Annotated in this window: 15 protein-coding genes; 9 read left to right on the top strand and 6 right to left on the bottom strand. The window is 64.5% G+C overall.

The features are described 5' to 3' along the window. Positions 1-660, bottom strand: coding sequence for an ABC transporter ATP-binding protein (locus HWQ56_RS21525; protein ID WP_158158045.1), 660 nt, complete (start codon positions 658-660; stop codon positions 1-3). Positions 661-774: 114 nt separating this feature from the next. After that, complete coding sequence (mnmC, locus tag HWQ56_RS21520; RefSeq protein ID WP_176571742.1) at positions 775-2,745, bottom strand: bifunctional tRNA (5-methylaminomethyl-2-thiouridine)(34)-methyltransferase MnmC2/FAD-dependent 5-carboxymethylaminomethyl-2-thiouridine(34) oxidoreductase MnmC1; 1,971 nt, start codon at positions 2,743-2,745, stop codon at positions 775-777. 84 nt (positions 2,746-2,829) lie between these two features. Between mnmC and pap the strand changes: the two genes are divergently transcribed. Next, positions 2,830-4,317: a polyphosphate:AMP phosphotransferase gene (pap, locus tag HWQ56_RS21515; RefSeq protein ID WP_176571741.1), complete on the top strand. Its 1,488-nt coding sequence runs from the start codon at positions 2,830-2,832 to the stop codon at positions 4,315-4,317. 150 nt (positions 4,318-4,467) lie between these two features. Then, positions 4,468-5,649 (top strand): thiolase family protein, encoded by a 1,182-nt coding sequence (locus HWQ56_RS21510; RefSeq protein WP_176571740.1) that lies wholly within the window; start codon positions 4,468-4,470, stop codon positions 5,647-5,649. Positions 5,650-5,761: 112 nt separating this feature from the next. On the opposite strand, the gene HWQ56_RS21505 is transcribed toward HWQ56_RS21510, so the two are convergent. Together HWQ56_RS21505 and HWQ56_RS21500 are read right to left on the bottom strand one after the other, a co-directional pair. Then, positions 5,762-5,947, bottom strand: coding sequence for a DUF6316 family protein (locus tag HWQ56_RS21505; RefSeq protein WP_158158049.1), 186 nt, complete (start codon positions 5,945-5,947; stop codon positions 5,762-5,764). A gap of 67 nt (positions 5,948-6,014) precedes the next feature. Then, entirely contained in the window at positions 6,015-7,409 is a 1,395-nt protein-coding gene (locus HWQ56_RS21500; RefSeq protein WP_176571739.1) for a class II fumarate hydratase, read from the bottom strand. 171 nt (positions 7,410-7,580) lie between these two features. Here HWQ56_RS21500 and HWQ56_RS21495 point away from each other — a divergent pair, with 171 nt between their 5' ends. The 7 genes from HWQ56_RS21495 to HWQ56_RS21465 all read left to right on the top strand — a co-directional run bounded on the left by HWQ56_RS21495 (position 7,581) and on the right by HWQ56_RS21465 (position 15,501). Further along, complete coding sequence (locus HWQ56_RS21495) at positions 7,581-8,114, top strand: DUF2059 domain-containing protein (protein ID WP_158158051.1); 534 nt, start codon at positions 7,581-7,583, stop codon at positions 8,112-8,114. 12 nt (positions 8,115-8,126) lie between these two features. Beyond that, complete coding sequence (locus HWQ56_RS21490; protein ID WP_158158052.1) at positions 8,127-8,420, top strand: BolA family protein; 294 nt, start codon at positions 8,127-8,129, stop codon at positions 8,418-8,420. Between the two features lie 180 nt (positions 8,421-8,600). Continuing rightward, positions 8,601-9,539: an oxygen-dependent tRNA uridine(34) hydroxylase TrhO gene (gene trhO, locus HWQ56_RS21485; RefSeq protein WP_176571738.1), complete on the top strand. Its 939-nt coding sequence runs from the start codon at positions 8,601-8,603 to the stop codon at positions 9,537-9,539. Between the two features lie 4 nt (positions 9,540-9,543). Beyond that, positions 9,544-10,179, top strand: a complete 636-nt coding sequence (locus HWQ56_RS21480) for a DsbA family protein (protein ID WP_158158053.1) — start codon at positions 9,544-9,546, stop codon at positions 10,177-10,179. Continuing rightward, on the top strand, positions 10,172-12,004 hold the full coding sequence (locus HWQ56_RS21475; protein ID WP_158158054.1) for an ABC transporter ATP-binding protein: 1,833 nt from the start codon (positions 10,172-10,174) through the stop codon (positions 12,002-12,004). Before HWQ56_RS21480 ends, HWQ56_RS21475 begins: the two co-directional genes overlap by 8 nt. Before the next feature lie 197 nt (positions 12,005-12,201). Then, the gene (locus tag HWQ56_RS21470; protein WP_158158055.1) at positions 12,202-14,661 is read left to right on the top strand and encodes an EAL domain-containing protein; all 2,460 of its coding nucleotides are present in this window, start codon (positions 12,202-12,204) and stop codon (positions 14,659-14,661) included. A gap of 45 nt (positions 14,662-14,706) precedes the next feature. Next, positions 14,707-15,501, top strand: coding sequence for an iron-containing redox enzyme family protein (locus HWQ56_RS21465; RefSeq protein WP_176571737.1), 795 nt, complete (start codon positions 14,707-14,709; stop codon positions 15,499-15,501). Positions 15,502-15,505: 4 nt separating this feature from the next. Here HWQ56_RS21465 and HWQ56_RS21460 read toward each other — a convergent pair whose 3' ends face one another. Then, complete coding sequence (locus tag HWQ56_RS21460) at positions 15,506-16,246, bottom strand: YciK family oxidoreductase (RefSeq protein ID WP_176571736.1); 741 nt, start codon at positions 16,244-16,246, stop codon at positions 15,506-15,508. A 48-nt stretch (positions 16,247-16,294) separates the two neighbouring features. After that, the gene (gene mupP, locus HWQ56_RS21455; RefSeq protein WP_176571735.1) at positions 16,295-16,966 is read right to left on the bottom strand and encodes an N-acetylmuramic acid 6-phosphate phosphatase MupP; all 672 of its coding nucleotides are present in this window, start codon (positions 16,964-16,966) and stop codon (positions 16,295-16,297) included. Between the last annotated feature and the right edge of the window lie 2 nt (positions 16,967-16,968).

Genomic DNA, 16,968 nt, shown 5'->3' with positions numbered 1-16,968 from the left:
TCAGTCAGCCTTGACGCGGCCGGCTTGCAGCACGACCTGGCGCTGCAGGCGGGCGGCGATGGCCGGGCTATGGGTGACCATCAGCAGGCTGCACCCGGTTTCGGCCTGCAGGTGCAACAGCAGGTCGAGCACCTGGGCGCTGGTGCGTTCGTCGAGGTTGCCCGTGGGTTCGTCGGCCAGCAGCAGCGGTGGCCGCGGCGCCAGGGCTCGGCCCAAGGCCACGCGTTGCTGCTGGCCGCCTGACAGTTGTTCGGGGTAGCGCGCCAGCAGGCCAGCCAGGCCCAGCCGCTCGGCCAGTTCGGCCTGCCAGGCTGGGTCGAGGCGGCCGGCCAGGCGGGCCTGAAAGGCCAGGTTATCGGCTACGTTGAGGCTGCTGATCAGGTTGAATTGCTGAAAGATCAAGCCCACGCCATGGCGCCGCCACGCGGCCAGTTGGCCTTCGTTCAGGCGCTCCAGCGCCTGGCCGTTGACCTCGATGCGGCCGCTGTCGGCCTGGTCCAGCCCGGCCACCAGGTGCAGCAGGGTGCTCTTGCCGCTGCCCGACTCCCCCATCAGGGCCAGGCTCTGGCCTTGGGGGAGCTGCAGGTCCACGCCCGCCAGGACCGGGAGGAGACCCTGGGGCGTGGGGTAGGATTTTTGCAGGTGGGTGATGGCTAGCATGGGGTATCGATGTGTCCGTGGGCGGGCGAAGGCCAATCAAAACTACCGGGTATCTGGCGTGTGCGGGGCGCTCGATCTCAAGGGCGCCAGAAGCGCAACGCCTTGCACTTGGGGCTATCCCTTGTTCTTCACCAAACCCCGCACCCAAAATCGATTGGGGTGGCACGCTTGCGCTACCTCGCGCGGCACTGGCAAGGCCTCGCCTTCCAACCAGGCCGCCACCAGTTCCCCGCTCAATGGCGCGGTGATCAAGCCGCGCGAGCCGTGCCCGCTGTTCACGTACAATCCCTCCAGCCAGGGGCAGGCCACGTCGGGCACTTGGCGGGCGTCGCGGCTGAGTATGGCGTAGGCCTGCAAAAACGCCTGGTGCTCGGCCACCGGCCCGACGATGGGCAGGTAGTCCGGGCTGGTGCAACGGAACGCGGCGCGCCCTTGTAGCTGCTCCGGTGGCAGGCCATGAGCGCCGAGGCGCTGGGCGAGGTCGGTGGAGATTTCATCGAGCATGGCCAGGTTGCCCTGGTGCTCGGCCACGGTGGGGGTGAGGTTGTCACTGTGGAAATCGAAACTGGCCCCCAGGGTGTGTTCGCCCAGGCGGGCCGGGGCTACATAGCCTTCGGCGCAGACCACGGTGGCCAGGGCGGCGCTGCGGTCGGTGCAGGGCAGGGCAGTGATCTGGCCGCGGATACGCTTGAGCGGCAAGCTGGCCGTTTCGCCAAAGTCGCGCACCTGTGCCGCCGTGCACAGTACGGCCACGGGGGCGCTGGCCAGCAGGCGTTCGCCTTCCCAGGCCTGCCACTGGCCTTGCACACGGCGCAGTTCCAGGACGTGCTGGTGGGGCTGCACGTGCACGCCGCGCTGTCCGGCCTGCCATTGGCACAAGGCGGGCGGGTGTACCCAGCCGCCTTCCGGGAAGTACAGCCCGCCACTGGGCAGGGCCACTCCGGCCACGGCCTGGGCAGCGTCACGGTCCAGCACCTTAAGCAGTTGCGGGTCGAAAGCGTCGGCCAGTTGCGCCTGGCGCTGGCCTTCCTTGGCATCGAAGGCCAGTTGCAGCACGCCGCAGGCGTCCCAGTCGCGGCCGCGCTGCAACTGTTCCAGCAGCCGACGCGTGTGGCCAAAGCCGCTGACGATCAACTGTGACAGCGCCGTGCCATGGGCGGACAGTTTCAGGTAAAGCACGCCCTGGGGGTTGCCCGAGGCTTCCTGGGCCACGCCGTCGTGGCGCTCCAGCAGGCTGACGCGCCAACCCCGGGCTGCCAGGCTGGCGGCGGTGGCGCAACCGGCCAGGCCGGCGCCGATCACCAGGGCATGGCGTTCACCCTGCGGGCGCGGTGGCCGGGCGAACCACGGTTTGGCCGTGGTCGGGGCAGCCACCGGGCCTTCGAACACGCCGCGCAACACTTCCCACTTCTTGCCGATGCCGGGTATGCGCTTCATTTTGTACCCCACCGCCATCAGCCCACGGCGCACCCAGCCGGTACTGGTGAAGGTACCCAGGGTAGAACCCGGCGCGGCCAGGCGGGCCAGTTCGGCGAACAATTCGGGGGTCCACATTTCCGGGTTCTTGGCCGGGGCGAAGCCGTCCAGGAACCAGGCGTCCACCTGGGCGTCCAGTTGCGGCAACTGTTCCAGCACATCGCCGATCAGCAGCGTCAGGGTGACCCGGCCGCCATCGAACACCAGGCGTTGGAAGCCCTGGTGAATACCCACGTATTGGGCCAGCAGCGGTTGCGTGTAGGGCGCCAACTCTGGCCACAGCGCCAAGGCGCGGCTGAGGTCGGCATGGCTCAGGGGGTATTTTTCCACGCTGATGAACTGCAGGCGCGCGCCTGGCGCGGCGCGTTCGGCGAACAACTGCCAGGCGCAGAAGAAGTTCAGGCCAGTGCCGAAGCCCGTCTCGCCGATCACCAGCCGCTGCCCGTCAGCCAGGGCGCTGAAGCGCGCCGTCAGGTCGTTCTGGTCGATGAACACATGGCGGGTTTCTTCCAGCCCCGAGGCGGCGAAGTAAACGTCGCCGTAGTGGCGCGACGTGGGGCGGCCCAGGTCGTCCCAGTCGATCTGGGCGTGCAGCGGTTCGGTACTCATGTTCAGCTCGATGACAGACAAGGGTTCATGATAGCGAGGCTGATGCGCTAGGCTCTAGACCTTATTGGTCAAGGAGTACTGCCCATGTTCGAGTCTGCCGAAATAGGCCACGCCATCGACAAGGAGACCTACGACGCCGAAGTGCCGGCGCTGCGCGAAGCGTTGCTGGAGGCCCAGAATGAACTCAAGGCCCAGGCGCGCTTTCCGGTCATCATTCTGATCAACGGCATCGAGGGCGCGGGCAAGGGCGAGACCGTCAAGCTGCTCAACGAATGGATGGACCCGCGCCTGATCGAAGTGCGCTCTTTCGACCAGCAGACCGACGAAGAACTGGCACGGCCCGCTGCCTGGCGTTACTGGCGGCAATTGCCGGCTAAGGGCAAGATCGGCGTGTTCTTCGGCAATTGGTACAGCCAGATGATCCAGGGGCGTGTGCACCGCGAGTTCAAGAACGCGCAGCTGGACCAGGCCATCAACGGTGCCGAGCGCCTGGAGCAGATGCTGTGCGACGAGGGCGCGCTGATCTTCAAGTTCTGGTTCCACCTGTCCAAGAAACAGATGAAAGCGCGGCTCAAGGCCCTGCAGGACGACCCTCTGCACAGCTGGCGCATCAGCCCGCTGGACTGGCAGCAATCGGAGACCTATGACCGTTTCGTGCGCTTCGGCGAGCGCGTGCTGCGCCGCACCAGCCGTGACTACGCGCCGTGGCATGTGATCGAAGGCGTCGACCCCCACTACCGCAGCCTCACAGTGGGCAAACTGCTGCTGGAAGGCTTGCAGGCAGCCCTCAAGGCCCCCACCGAACCCCTGCACCAGAGCGTCGCCCCCTTGGGGCACAGCCTGGATGGCAAGGGCTTGCTCGACAGCCTGGACCTGAGCCAGCAGCTGGACAAGGACGACTACAACGACCAGCTGGTGGCCGAACAGGCGCGGTTGGCCGGGCTGCTACGCCATAAGCACATGCGCCGCCATGCCCTGGTGGCGGCGTTCGAAGGTAACGATGCGGCGGGCAAGGGCGGTGCCATTCGCCGGGTCGCCGCAGCGCTGGACCCGCGCCAGTACAACATCGTGCCCATCGCCGCGCCGACCCAGGATGAACTGGCGCAGCCGTACCTGTGGCGCTTCTGGCGGCAGATTCCGGCGCGTGGCAAGTTCACCATCTTTGACCGCTCCTGGTATGGCCGGGTGTTGGTGGAGCGGGTGGAAGGCCTGTGCAGCACCAGTGACTGGATGCGTGCCTATGGCGAAATCAACGACTTCGAAGAGCAGTTGGCCAATGCTGGCGTGGTGGTGGTCAAGTTCTGGCTGGCGATTGACAAGGACACCCAGCTGGAACGCTTCGAAGCGCGGGAAAAAGTGCCCTTCAAGCGGTTCAAGATCACCGATGACGACTGGCGCAACCGCGATAAGTGGGAGCAGTACCGTGAAGCGGTGGAAGACATGGTGGACCGCACCAGTACCGAGGTCGCCCCTTGGACCCTGATTGAAGCCAACGACAAGCGCTGGGCCCGGGTGAAGGTGCTGCGCACCATCAACGAGGCGCTGGAGAAAGCCTTCAAAAAGGACAAGTGAGCGCCTGATCTGTCATGGTGTTGCATCAAGCGCTTCAATGATGGTGGCTTGGGGGCAAGCGGCACGCTACAAACTACTGGCTACGAGCCAAAGGCAGCGCGTTGTTGCCTTCGCTTTCAGCTAGCAGCTCAACGCCGAAGGAGGTGCCCCATGCGTGAAGTGGTGATCGTCGACAGTGTCAGGACCGGCCTGGCCAAGTCTTTCCGTGGCAAGTTCAACCAGACCCGCCCCGATGACATGGCGGCCCATTGCGTGAACGCCCTGCTGGCCCGCAACGGCATCGACCCGGCCAGCGTCGAGGACTGCATCGTTGGCGCGGCTTCCAACGAAGGCGCCCAGGGGTTCAACATCGGCCGCAACGTAGCGGTGCTGTCGAAGCTGGGCACCGGCACCGCGGGCATGACCCTCAACCGGTTCTGCTCTTCGGGCCTTCAGGCCATTGCCATTGCCGCCAACCAGATCGCCTCGGGGTTCAGCGATGTGATTGTCGCCGGCGGCGTGGAGTCCATCAGCCTGACCCTGCGCAGCGTCAACCAGGAGCACTTGCTCAACCCCACCCTGCAGGAAAGCTCGCCGGGCATCTACATGCCCATGGGCCTGACGGCCGAAGTGGTGGCCAAGCGTTACCAGGTCAGCCGCGAGGCCCAGGACCAATACGCCCTGCAAAGCCAGCAGCGCACGGCCCAGGCCCAGGCCGATGGCCGTTTCGATGATGAAATCGTGGCCATGAACACCCGCTACCTGGTGGAAGACAAGGCCAGCGGCGAGCAGAAATGGCTGGACGGGGTGGTGGACCGGGATGACTGCAACCGCCCTGATACCACGCTGCAAAGCCTGGCGAGCCTGAAACCGGCGTTCAGCGAGGACGGTTCGGTAACGGCAGGCAACGCATCGCAGTTGTCCGATGGCGCCTCAATGACCCTGGTGATGAGCCTGGAGCGGGCGCAGGCGCTGGGTCTCCAGCCGCGGGCAGTATTCCGCGGGTTCACCGTGGCCGGCTGTGAACCGGATGAAATGGGCATCGGCCCCGTGTTCGCCGTGCCGAAGCTGCTCAACGCCGCTGGCGTGAGCCTGCAGGACGTGGACCTGTGGGAACTCAACGAAGCCTTCGCCTCCCAGTGCCTGTATTGCCGCGACCGTCTGGAAATCGACAACGCCAAGTACAACGTCAACGGCGGTTCGATCGCCATCGGCCACCCGTTCGGCATGACGGGTTCACGGCAAGTGGGGCATATCGTGCGCGAGTTACAGCGCCAGCAACTGCGCTATGGGGTGGTGACCATGTGCGTGGGCGGCGGCATGGGCGCGGCGGGCCTGTTCGAGGCGTTCTGACGACCCTGTGGGACCGGGCGCAGCTCGGGAAAAGACCACCGGGCAGTGGCTGACAGGGCGCGGCGGCCGGTTCCCGAGCTGCGCCCGGTCCCATAGGGATCGAGGCGTCGCGTCAAGCGCGGCCTTGCATGCGGGCGATGTAGGCCTCGGTTTCCCGGGCGGCGATTTCCTTGGAAGGGTAGGGGCCTTCCTGGGTGTTTTCACGGGTGGTGAAGAAAAATTCACCATTGACCATGATCACCCGGTCACTGCGGTAGTGCACGGTGTCGGCCGGGTCTTGTGCGCGCTTGCCATACATGGAAAGTCCCCCAAGTTGATGGTATTTCATCTTATCGAGTTCCGAGCGGCACGGTGTCTACCGCCGGTCAGCCATTCTTGCCGGATTCGAGCATGTTCTCCGGGCGTACCCATTGGTCGAACTCGGCGTCGGTCAGGTACCCCAGGTCCAGCGCCGCCTGGCGCAGGGTCAGGTTCTCGGCGTAAGCCTTCTTGGCGATCTGCGCGGACTTGTCGTAACCGATGTGCGGGTTCAGTGCGGTCACCAGCATCAGGCCACGCTCCAGGTGGTCGGCCATCTGCGTCGGGTCCGGTTCCAGCCCCGCGATGCAATGGGCCTGGAAGTTGCTGCAGCCGTCGGCCAGCAGGCGGATGGATTGCAGCAGGTTGTGGATGATCACCGGCTTGTATACGTTCAACTGCAGGTGGCCCTGGCTGGCGGCGAAGCCGATCGCGACGTCGTTGCCCAGCACCTGGCAGGCGAGCATCGACAAGGCTTCGCACTGCGTGGGGTTGACCTTGCCCGGCATGATCGAGCTGCCCGGCTCGTTGGCCGGCAACTTCACTTCGGCCAGCCCGGCACGGGGGCCTGAACCCAGCAGGCGCAGGTCATTGGCCAGCTTCATCAGGGCCACCGCCAGGGTTTTCAACGCCCCGGCCAGCGTCGTGAGCGGCTCATGCCCGGCCAGGGCGGCGAACTTGTTCGGCGCAGTGATGAAGGGCAGGCCCGACAACGCCGCCAGTTCCGCGGCAATGGCTTCGGAGAAGCCATGGGGCGCGTTCAGCCCGGTGCCGACCGCCGTGCCGCCCTGGGCCAGCTCGCACACTGCCGGCAAGGCCGCGCGAATGGCGCGCTGGGCGTAATCCAGCTGGGCGACGTAGGCCGAGAGTTCCTGGCCGAAGGTAATGGGCGTGGCGTCCATCATGTGGGTGCGGCCGGTTTTCACCAGGGTCATGTGCCGCGCCGACAATTCCGCCAGGCCCGCCGACAGTTCGGCGATGGCCGGCAGCAATTGCTGGTGCACCGCCTGGGCGGCGGCAATGCTCATGGCGGTGGGGAAGCAATCGTTGGAACTCTGGGAACGGTTGACATGGTCGTTGGGGTGCACCGGCGCCTTGCCGCCGCGGCCCTTGCCGGCCAGCTCGTTGGCGCGCCCGGCGATCACCTCGTTGACGTTCATGTTGCTCTGGGTACCACTGCCCGTCTGCCAGACCACCAGCGGGAACTGGTCGTCATGCTCGCCGTCCAGCACCTCATCGGCGGCCTGTTCGATGAGCCGGGCGATGTCGGCGGGCAGGTCGCCGTTACGGTCGTTGACCCGCGCCGCCGCCTTCTTGATCAGCGCCAGGGCGTGCAGCACCGCCAAGGGCATGCGCTGGTCACCGATGGCGAAGTTGATCAGCGAGCGCTGGGTCTGCGCGCCCCAGTAGGCCTCTTCGGGAACTTCGATGGGTCCCAGGCTGTCAGTTTCTGTTCGGCTCATGCGATGGTCCTCCTGAACGGGCTGAATTCGCAGTTTAGGCTGTGGATCGGCGTTGCGGTTCCATCAGGTTTCATGTGCCGGGGCCTGTGCCGGGGTTGAGTGAACGGCTCGCTTGGGCGCAGAATGTTTGATTCCGGGGTATTACCTCGCCTGCTAACTTAAGGAAACTCGATGACCCGTCTTCGTGCCATCTGTACCGCGGTTGCTCTGGTCTGCGCCAGCGGCCAGGTCTTCGCCGACACCGCCAGCCACAACGCCAGTGCTGAATCGTTCCTGATGATGGCGCACGCCGACAAGCTCGGCACCCCGGTCTACATGCAGGTGCAGCAGATGTTTGCCCAGCGTTTCGAGCAGACCAAGGCACCGGAAGCCAAGCGCGCCGTGCTGGAAACCTACCAGGCCAAGGCGAATGCCGCGCTGGACCAGGCCATTGGCTGGCCGAAGCTCAAGCCTGACATGGTCAAGCTGTACACCGACACCTTCACCGAGCAGGAGCTCAAGGACCTGGTCAAGTTCTACCAGTCGCCACTGGGCAAGAAAGTGCTGGAGAAGATGCCTGCGGTGACCCAGCAGTCGGCCCAGATCACCCAGCAGAAGCTGGAGAGCGCCGTGCCGGTGGTCAACAAGCTGCTGTCTGACATGACCAACGAGCTGGCGCCGCCAAAAGCCGCGGCCCCGGCCGCCGCACCGGCCAAGAAGCCGTAAGCGGGGCCAGCCATGTCCATGCAGCAACGCATTGAGCAGGCGCTCGGCGCCCTGAGCCCGGTCCATGTGCAGGTGCTCGACGAAAGCCACATGCACAGCCGCGGCCAGGAAACCCATTACAAGGTGGTGCTGGTGTGCGAGCAATTCGTGGGCCTGAGCCGCGTGAAGCGCCAGCAGATGGTCTATGCCACCCTGGGTGAGCTGATGGGGCAATTCCATGCCCTGGCCCAGCACACCTACACCCCCGAGGAATGGGCGGCCGTCGGCGCAGCGCCGGCATCGCCGACCTGCGCGGGCGGGCATTGATCCAGAGCAATACTGCCCAAGCCGCTTTTTTGATAGAATCGCGGCCTTAGGTTCCCCTGTAGGAGCACTCCGCCCCCCCCATTCGTGGGGGAGGGTGGGGCGCTCCTACAGTCGTTTCAACTCACCTGTTTTTCGACCCGGTCCTTCCTTTGCGAGGATGACCACCTGGAGTTTTTACCCATGACACAAGCCATTGTCGTGGCGGCACTGTACAAGTTCGTCACCCTGGAAGATTACGTTGACCTGCGCGAGCCCCTGCTCAATGCCATGGTCGACAACGGCATCAAAGGCACCCTGCTGATCGCCGAGGAAGGCATCAACGGTACCGTGTCCGGCACCCGCGAAGGCATCGACGGCCTGTTGGCCTGGCTGCGCAACGACCCGCGCCTGGTGGACATCGACCACAAGGAATCGTACTGCGACGAGCAGCCGTTCTACCGCACCAAGGTCAAGCTCAAGAAGGAAATCGTGACCCTGGGCGTGCCCGGCGTGGACCCCAACCGCAGCGTTGGTACCTACGTGGAGCCCAAGGACTGGAATGCCCTGATCAGCGACCCCGAAGTGCTGCTGATCGACACCCGCAACGACTATGAAGTGGCCATTGGTACCTTCGAAGGCGCCATTGATCCCAAGACCACCTCGTTCCGCGAGTTTCCGGATTACATCAAGGCCAACTTCGACCCGGCCGTGCACAAGAAGGTCGCGATGTTCTGCACCGGCGGTATTCGGTGCGAGAAGGCTTCCAGCTACATGCTGGGCGAGGGTTTCGGCGAGGTGTTCCACCTCAAGGGCGGCATCCTCAAGTACCTGGAAGAGGTGCCCCAGGAAGAAACCAAGTGGCAGGGTGACTGCTTCGTGTTCGACAACCGCGTCACCGTGCGCCACGACCTGACCGAGGGCGACTACGACCAGTGCCATGCCTGCCGCACCCCCATCAGTGCCGAGGACCGTGCCAGCGAGCACTATTCGCCGGGTATCAGTTGCCCCCATTGCTGGGACAGCCTCAGCGAGAAAACCCGCAAGAGCGCCATCGACCGCCAGAAACAGATTGAATTGGCAAAGGCGCGCAATCTTCCTCATCCGATAGGCCATAATTACCGCAAAGCCGCCCAGGACTGACGCCATGCAAACCCGCCTGCTGTACGTGATGGACCCCATGTGTTCCTGGTGCTGGGGCTTTGCCCCGGTGGCCGAGGCACTGATCCAGCAGGCGAAGGCCGCCGGCGTGGGCGTGCACCTGGTCATGGGCGGGTTGCGCACCGGGGGCGGGGCTGCGCTGGAACCGTCCCTGCGCAGCAGCATCCTGCACCACTGGCACGCCGTGCATGACGCCACCGGCCAGCCCTTCAAGTTCGAGGGGGCGCTGCCCGAGGGCTTCGTCTATGACACCGAGCCTGCGTGCCGTGCCGTGGTGGCGGTGCGCAGCCTCGACGAGGGCGCGGCCTGGGACATGGCCAAGCTGATCCAGCACGCGTTCTACGCCCAGGGGCGCGACGTGACTCAGGTGGCGGTGCTGGTGGAGTTGGCGGAAGCGGCCGGCATTCCGCGCATCGAATTTGCCGCGGCCTTCGACAGCGCCGAATTGCTCAGCGCCACCGCGGACGATTTCAGCTGGGTGCGCGACCTCAACATCGCCGGTTTTCCCACCATGCTTGCCCAGCGTGGCGGGCAGATGGCGTTGTTGACCAATGGTTACCAGCCACTGGAGGAGCTGGCACCGCTGTTTGCCCGCTGGCTGGAAAGGGCCGCCCATGCTTGAACTGCCCGGGCCGACCGAACTGCCCCTGCGGCCCGAGCCCGTCAGCCCTGACCGGCTCAGTTGGGCGCACATCCGGCAACTGGCCCTGAGGCATCGCAAAGCCCTGTGGATCGCCAATGGCGTGGCCGTGCTCGCTACCCTGTGCAGCGTGCCGATCCCGCTGTTGCTGCCATTGCTGGTGGACGAAGTGCTGCTGGGCCATGGTGACACGGCCCTGAAGGTCATGGACCACGCCTTGCCCGCTGCCTGGCAGCAGGCGGCGGGCTACATCGGCCTGATGCTGCTGGTGACGTTTTGCCTGCGTTGCCTGGCGCTGGTGTTCAACGTGGTGCAAGCCAAACTGTTCGCCGGCCTGGCCAAGGATGTGGTCTACCGCCTGCGTATCCGCCTCATCGAGCGCCTCAAGCGCATCTCGCTGAGTGAATACGAGAGCCTGGGCGGCGGCACCGTCACCACTCACCTGGTCACCGACCTGGACACCCTCGACAAATTCGTTGGCGAAACCCTCAGCCGTTTCCTGGTGGCCATGCTCACGCTGGTCGGCACCGCGGGCATCCTGATGTGGATGAACTGGAAGCTGGCGCTGTTGATACTGCTGTTCAACCCGTTGGTGATTTTCGCCACCGTGCAGTTGGGCAAGCGCGTCAAGTCCCTCAAGAAGCTGGAAAACGACAGCACCGCGCGGTTCACCCAGGCCCTCACCGAGACCCTGGACGCCATCCAGGAAGTGCGTGCGGGCAACCGCCAGGGCTTCTTCCTCGGCCGTCTTGGCCAGCGGGCGCGTGAGGTGCGCGATTACGCCGTGGCCTCGCAATGGAAAAGCGACGCCTCCGGGCGCGCCAGCGGCCTGCTGTTCCAGTTCGGTATCGACATTTTTCGGGCGGTGGCCATGCTCACCGTGCTGTTTTCCGATCTGTCCATCGGCCAGATGCTGGCGGTATTCAGTTACCTGTGGTTCATGATCGGGCCGGTGGAGCAACTGCTCAACCTGCAGTACGCCTACTACGCGGCCGATGGCGCCCTGACGCGCATCAACGAACTGCTGGCCCGCGCCGACGAACCTCAGTACCCTGGGGGGATCAACCCGTTTCGCAACCGCGACACGGTGGGCATCGACGTGCGCGACCTGAGTTTCGGCTACGGCGAAGACAAAGTGCTGGACCAGTTGAACCTGTCCATCGCCCCGGGCGAGAAAGTCGCCATTGTCGGTGCGAGCGGCGGCGGCAAGAGCACCCTGGTGCAGCTGTTGCTCGGCCTGTATACCCCCCAGAGCGGCGTGATCCGATTCGGCGGCTGTACCCAGCAGGAGATCGGCTTGGCCACGCTGCGCGAGCATGTCGCCGTGGTCCTGCAGCACCCGTCGCTGTTCAACGACACCGTCCGCGCCAACCTCACCCTGGGCCGTGAGCGCAGCGACGAGGCCTGCTGGCAGGCGTTGGAAACGGCCCAGCTGGACACCACCATCCGCGCGTTGCCCCAGGGCCTGGACAGCATCGTCGGCCGTTCCGGTGTGCGCCTGTCCGGCGGCCAGCGTCAACGCCTGGCCATCGCCCGCATGATCCTGGCCAACCCCCAGGTGGTCATTCTCGACGAGGCCACCTCGGCATTGGATGCCGCTACTGAATACAACCTGCACCAGGCCATGGCGCGCTTCCTGGGCGGGCGTACTACGCTGATCATCGCCCACCGGCTTTCCGCGGTGAAGCAGGCCGACCGCGTGCTGGTCTTCGACGGCGGGCGCATTGCCGAGGACGGTGACCACCAGCAACTGATCGCCGAGGGTGGGCTTTACGCGCGCCTGTACGGCCACCTGCAACAGGTCTAGGGCGGGCAATACCGGTACATTTGTACCAAAGACAAGGCTAGCCATTCATTTGGATAGGCCTGTAAAGTGCCGTGTTGAACGAAACAAGATGCCTGACCGCCAGAAATCCCCTGTTCGCGCAGTTTTCGCCTAGGCTGTGCTGATGGAAGTGGAGTTTTCCCTGGTGGTTGTCTGGCGCTGCTGATGCAAGGGACCTCATGAAGCAAAATCGGACTCTCGAAACGCCGAGATTATTGGGCATCGTCTGGCCATTTATCGCAGTCGTACTGTTTCAGGCTCTATTGGGTTGCATCAGCCTGTACGCGTTGTCCGCCGTGCGGGGCTATGTGGCGGGCGAGAGTCTCTGGTCCAAGGGCCAGAAGGATGCAATCTATTATCTCAACCTGTACGCCGACAGCCGCGACGAGCGTATCTTCAGCAAATACCAGACCGCCATCGCCGTGCCACAGGGCAGCCATGACCTGCGCGTGGCCCTGGACCGTCCGGCCCCCGACCTGGTAGCGGCGCGCCAAGGCATTCTGCAGGGCGGCAACCACCCCGACGATGTCTCCAGCCTGATCTGGCTGTACCTCAATTTCCGCCATTTCAGCTACCTGGAGCGCGCCATCGAGCGCTGGACCGTGGGCGACAGTTACCTGGTGCAACTGGACAACGTGGCCCAGCAGATGCACGCCGGCATCAGCCGCGGCAGTGCCACCGAAGAAGACATCATGCGTTGGAAGGACCAGATCCTGGCCATCAACGACGGCGTCACGCCCGCGGCCAAGGCGTTCAGTGACGCCCTGGGCGAAGGGTCGCGGTTCCTGTGGCGGTTGTTGATGGTGGTCAACCTGGGCACGGCGGTGCTGCTGATCGCCCTGGCCCTGTGGCGGGTGCACCGGCTATTGGGCCAGCGCCATGCCTTCGCCAATGCCCTGGAACTGGAAAAGGAGCGTGCCCAGGTCACCCTGGCCTCCATCGGCGACGGCGTGATCGCCACCGACTTCGAGGGCTGCATCGCCTACATGAACCCGGCCGCCGAGCAATTGACCCACTGGAACGCCGAGCAGGCCAATGGCTTGCCGCTGGCGTCGTTGTTCAACCTGCTGGACGAAAACGCCGAGAAAGACAGTTTCACCCTGATCGAACACATCCTGGCCGGGCAGTTGTCCGGGGGCAGTGAGCACGCCAAGCTGATCCAGCGCCTGGACGGCAGTACCGTGTCGGTGACCCTGGTGGGCGCGCCCATCCGTACCGACGGGCGTATCAGTGGCACCGTGCTGGTGCTGCATGACATGACCCAGGAGCGCCAGTACATCGCCAACTTGTCGTGGCAGGCTACCCACGACGCCCTGACCGGGCTGGCCAACCGCCGCGAATTCGAATTCCGCCTGGAACAGGCCCTGGGCAAGCTCAACCGCGCCCAGAGCCGCCATTCATTGATGTTTCTGGACCTGGACCAGTTCAAGCTGGTCAACGACACCTGTGGCCACGCCGCGGGTGATGAACTGTTGCGGCACATCTGCACCCTGTTGCAATCGGGCCTGCGCGAAGGCGATACCCTGGCACGGCTGGGGGGTGACGAATTCGGCATCCTGCTGGAAAACTGCCCAGCAGACATGGCGGAGCGCATCGCTGAGAACCTGCGCCAGACCGTGCAGAACCTGCATTTCGTCTGGAAAGGGCGGCCGTTCGTCACCACGGTCAGTATCGGCCTGGTGCACATCGCCCAGGCACCCTCCACGCTGGAAGCTTCGCTGCGCGCCGCCGACATGGCGTGCTACATGGCCAAGGAAAAGGGCCGCAACCGGGTTCAGGTGTACCACGCCGATGACACCGAGCTGTCCATGCGCTTCGGGGAAATGGCCTGGGTGCAGCGGCTGCACATGGCCCTGGAAGACAACCGCTTCGTGCTATATGCCCAGGAAATCGCCTCTCTGGGCCGTACCGACAACTCCGGTGGCCATATCGAGATTCTGCTGCGCCTGCATGATGAAAGCGGGCGGGTGATCATGCCGGAAAATTTCATTCCCGCCGCCGAGCGCTATGGGTTGATGACGGCCCTGGACCGCTGGGTGGTGCAGAACGTCTTCAAGGTCATCCAGCAGTGCCTGAGCGAGGGTGCGCCGCAACCGCTGGCGATCTGCGCCATCAACCTGTCCGGCACGAGCATCGGCGATGACGCTTTCCTGGCCTACTTGCGTGAGCAGTTCCAGCGCTTCTCCATACCGCCGGAGCTGATCTGTTTCGAAATCACCGAAACCGCGGCCATCTCCAACCTGGGCAGCGCCATTCGCTTCATCAATGAGCTCAAGGGCCTGGGCTGCCGGTTCTCTCTGGACGATTTCTGCGCTGGCATGTCTTCGTTCGCCTACCTGAAACACCTGCCGGTGGACTTCCTCAAGATTGACGGCAGTTTCGTCAAGGACATGCTTGACGACCCGGTGAACCGCGCCATGGTCGAGGTCATCAACCATATCGGCCATGTCATGGGCAAGCAAACCATCGCCGAGTTCGTCGAAACACCGCTGATAGAGCAGGCGCTACTGGAAATCGGGGTAGATTATGCCCAGGGTTATCTGATAGAACGTCCACAGGTATTCACCTGCGAAAGTCTGCAGCGACGCGAGATCCGCCCCCGCCCTTTGTTGTTCACGGCGCCGGGGACGTTTCGCTGACGCTGGCAGCCGTGACCGTCACTCCATAAAGAAGGAATCTGAAAAGTGATCGAGGCGTTCGTCCGTACTGGCCCCCTCATGGAAGCCACCAGTTACCCGCTCTGGGCTCAGCAACTGATCCGCGACTGCAGTGAAAGCAAGCGCCGGGTGGTCGAGCATGAGCTGTACCGCCATATGCGCGATGCCACGCTGAGCGCCAAGACCATGCGCCAGTACCTGATTGGCGGTTGGCCGGTGGTCGAGCAATTCTCCCTGTACATGGCCAACAGCCTGACCAAGACGCGCTTCGGTCGCCACCCTGGCGAAGACATGGCGCGTCGCTGGTTGATGCGCAACATCCGTGTCGAGCTCAACCACGCGGACTACTGGCTGCATTGGTGCAACGCCCATGGCATCACCCTCGAGGATCTGCAGGCCCAGGATGTGCCTGCCGAACTGCTGTCGCTGAGCCATTGGTGCTGGCAGAGCACCACGGCCGACTCGCTGATCATCGGCATGGCGGCGACCAACTATGCGATTGAAGGGGCGACTGGTGAATGGTCGGCGGTGGTGTGCGAAAACGACACCTACGCCCAGGCTTTCCCGGAGGAAGGGCGCAAGCGGGCCATGAAGTGGCTGAAAATGCATGCCCAGTACGATGACGCCCACCCGTGGGAAGCGCTGGAGATCATCTGCACCCTGGCCGGGCACAACCCCACCCGTGCCCTGCAGTCGGAGCTGCGCCGCGCCATCTGCATGAGCTACGACTACATGTTCAATTTCCTCGAGCGCTGCATGGCCCTGGAGCTGGAACAGCGTACCGTGCGTCGCGAGCGCGTGGTAGCGGTCGCTCAGCACTGACGCCTTACTGGGCGTTGAACGCCTGGCCGTTCACGCCCTTGCTGTCGGGGCCCATCAGGTACAGGTACACCGGCATGATGGCCTCGGGCAGCGGATTTTTCTCCGGCGGTTCGGCCGGGTACGCCTGGGCCCGCATGCTGGTGCGGGTGGCGCCTGGGTTGAGGCTGTTGGCCCGCAAGGTGCCCATGGCATCGAGCTCGTCGGCCAGGGTCTGCATCAGCCCTTCGGTGGCGAACTTCGATACCCCGTACGCGCCCCAGTAGGCCCGCCCCTTGCGCCCCACGCTGCTGGAAGTGAATACCACGGACCCGTCGGCAGACAGCTTGAGCAGTGGCAGCAGGGTCTGGGTGAGCATGAACATGGCGTTGACGTTGACATGCATCACGCGCATGAAGTGCTCGCCGCTGAGCTGGTCGACCGACGTGCGCGGGCCGATGATCGAGGCGTTGTGCAGCAGGCCGTCCAGGCGACCAAATTCGTTCTCGATCATGACCGCCAGTTCGTCGTACTGGTGGGGCAGGGCGGTTTCCAGGTTGAACGGGATGACCACTGCTTGCGGATAGCCGGCGGCCTGGATCTGGTCGTAGACCTGATTCAGGTTGGCTTCGGTCTTGCCCAGCAGCAGCACGGTCGCGCCGTGTGCGGCGTAGGCCAGCGCAGCGGCGGCACCGATGCCGCGGCCGGCACCGGTGACCAGGATGACACGCCCATCGAGCAGGTCGGGTGGTGCGGTGTAGTCGAACATGGGTTGTCCTTTGGGTTGGCATCGGGGCAAGCGACGCCCCTTGTCAGGTCAGCAGCCGCACAGCGCCTGGTCGAGCACCTTGCGCAGGTCCCGCGGCCGGTCTACCACCACATCCGCCCCCCAGTGGCTGGGGTTGTCGTGGGGGTGGATGTAGCCATAGCGCACCGCGGCAGTACGCGTACCGGCGTCGCGGCCCGACTCGATGTCACGCAGGTCATCACCCACGAACAGCACGCTGGCCGGGTCCAGGTCGAGCATCGTGCATGCCAGGGTCAGGGGCTCCGGGTCCGGCTTGCTGTGGGTCACGTGGTCCGGGCAGATCAGCAGCGCCGAGCGCTCGGCCAGCCCCAGCTGTTGCATGATGGGCTCGGCGAACCGTACGGGCTTGTTGGTGACCACGCCCCAGCGCAGCCCTGCCTTCTCGATGTCGTCCAGCAGCTCGGCCATGCCTTCGTACAGGTGGCTGTGCACGGCGCAACCCACTTGGTAGCGCTCCAGGAACTCAAGGCGCAAGGCCTCGAATTCCGGTGCCTGGGGTGACAGGGCGAAGGTGGCCGAAACCATGGCCTTGGCGCCGCCGGAGACCACGTCGCGGATCAACTGGTCATCGATGGCCGGCAGGTTGCGTTCGGCGAGCATGGCCTGGCAGATGGCGATGAAGTCCGGCGCGGTGTCCAGCAGCGTACCGTCCATGTCGAAGAGAACCGCTCTCAAGCGCATCG

It is taken from the genome of Pseudomonas eucalypticola (assembly GCF_013374995.1).
GTDB classification, from domain to species: Bacteria; Pseudomonadota; Gammaproteobacteria; order Pseudomonadales; family Pseudomonadaceae; genus Aquipseudomonas; species Aquipseudomonas eucalypticola.
Note: the sequence above shows the minus strand (reverse complement) of the source record. Positions and strands in the feature narration are given on the sequence as shown.

Bases quoted from the DNA above. Each gene is read 5' to 3' on its own strand.
- HWQ56_RS21525 (WP_158158045.1), bottom strand. From the start codon at position 660: ATGCTAGCCATCACCCACCTGCAAAAATCCTACCCCACGCCCCAGGGT.
- mnmC (WP_176571742.1), bottom strand. From the start codon at position 2,745: ATGAGTACCGAACCGCTGCACGCCCAGATCGACTGGGACGACCTGGGC.
- pap (WP_176571741.1), top strand. From the start codon at position 2,830: ATGTTCGAGTCTGCCGAAATAGGCCACGCCATCGACAAGGAGACCTAC.
- HWQ56_RS21510 (WP_176571740.1), top strand. From the start codon at position 4,468: ATGCGTGAAGTGGTGATCGTCGACAGTGTCAGGACCGGCCTGGCCAAG.
- HWQ56_RS21505 (WP_158158049.1), bottom strand. From the start codon at position 5,947: ATGTATGGCAAGCGCGCACAAGACCCGGCCGACACCGTGCACTACCGC.
- HWQ56_RS21500 (WP_176571739.1), bottom strand. From the start codon at position 7,409: ATGAGCCGAACAGAAACTGACAGCCTGGGACCCATCGAAGTTCCCGAA.
- HWQ56_RS21495 (WP_158158051.1), top strand. From the start codon at position 7,581: ATGACCCGTCTTCGTGCCATCTGTACCGCGGTTGCTCTGGTCTGCGCC.
- HWQ56_RS21490 (WP_158158052.1), top strand. From the start codon at position 8,127: ATGTCCATGCAGCAACGCATTGAGCAGGCGCTCGGCGCCCTGAGCCCG.
- trhO (WP_176571738.1), top strand. From the start codon at position 8,601: ATGACACAAGCCATTGTCGTGGCGGCACTGTACAAGTTCGTCACCCTG.
- HWQ56_RS21480 (WP_158158053.1), top strand. From the start codon at position 9,544: ATGCAAACCCGCCTGCTGTACGTGATGGACCCCATGTGTTCCTGGTGC.
- HWQ56_RS21475 (WP_158158054.1), top strand. From the start codon at position 10,172: ATGCTTGAACTGCCCGGGCCGACCGAACTGCCCCTGCGGCCCGAGCCC.
- HWQ56_RS21470 (WP_158158055.1), top strand. From the start codon at position 12,202: ATGAAGCAAAATCGGACTCTCGAAACGCCGAGATTATTGGGCATCGTC.
- HWQ56_RS21460 (WP_176571736.1), bottom strand. From the start codon at position 16,246: ATGTTCGACTACACCGCACCACCCGACCTGCTCGATGGGCGTGTCATC.
- mupP (WP_176571735.1), bottom strand. From the start codon at position 16,966: ATGCGCTTGAGAGCGGTTCTCTTCGACATGGACGGTACGCTGCTGGAC.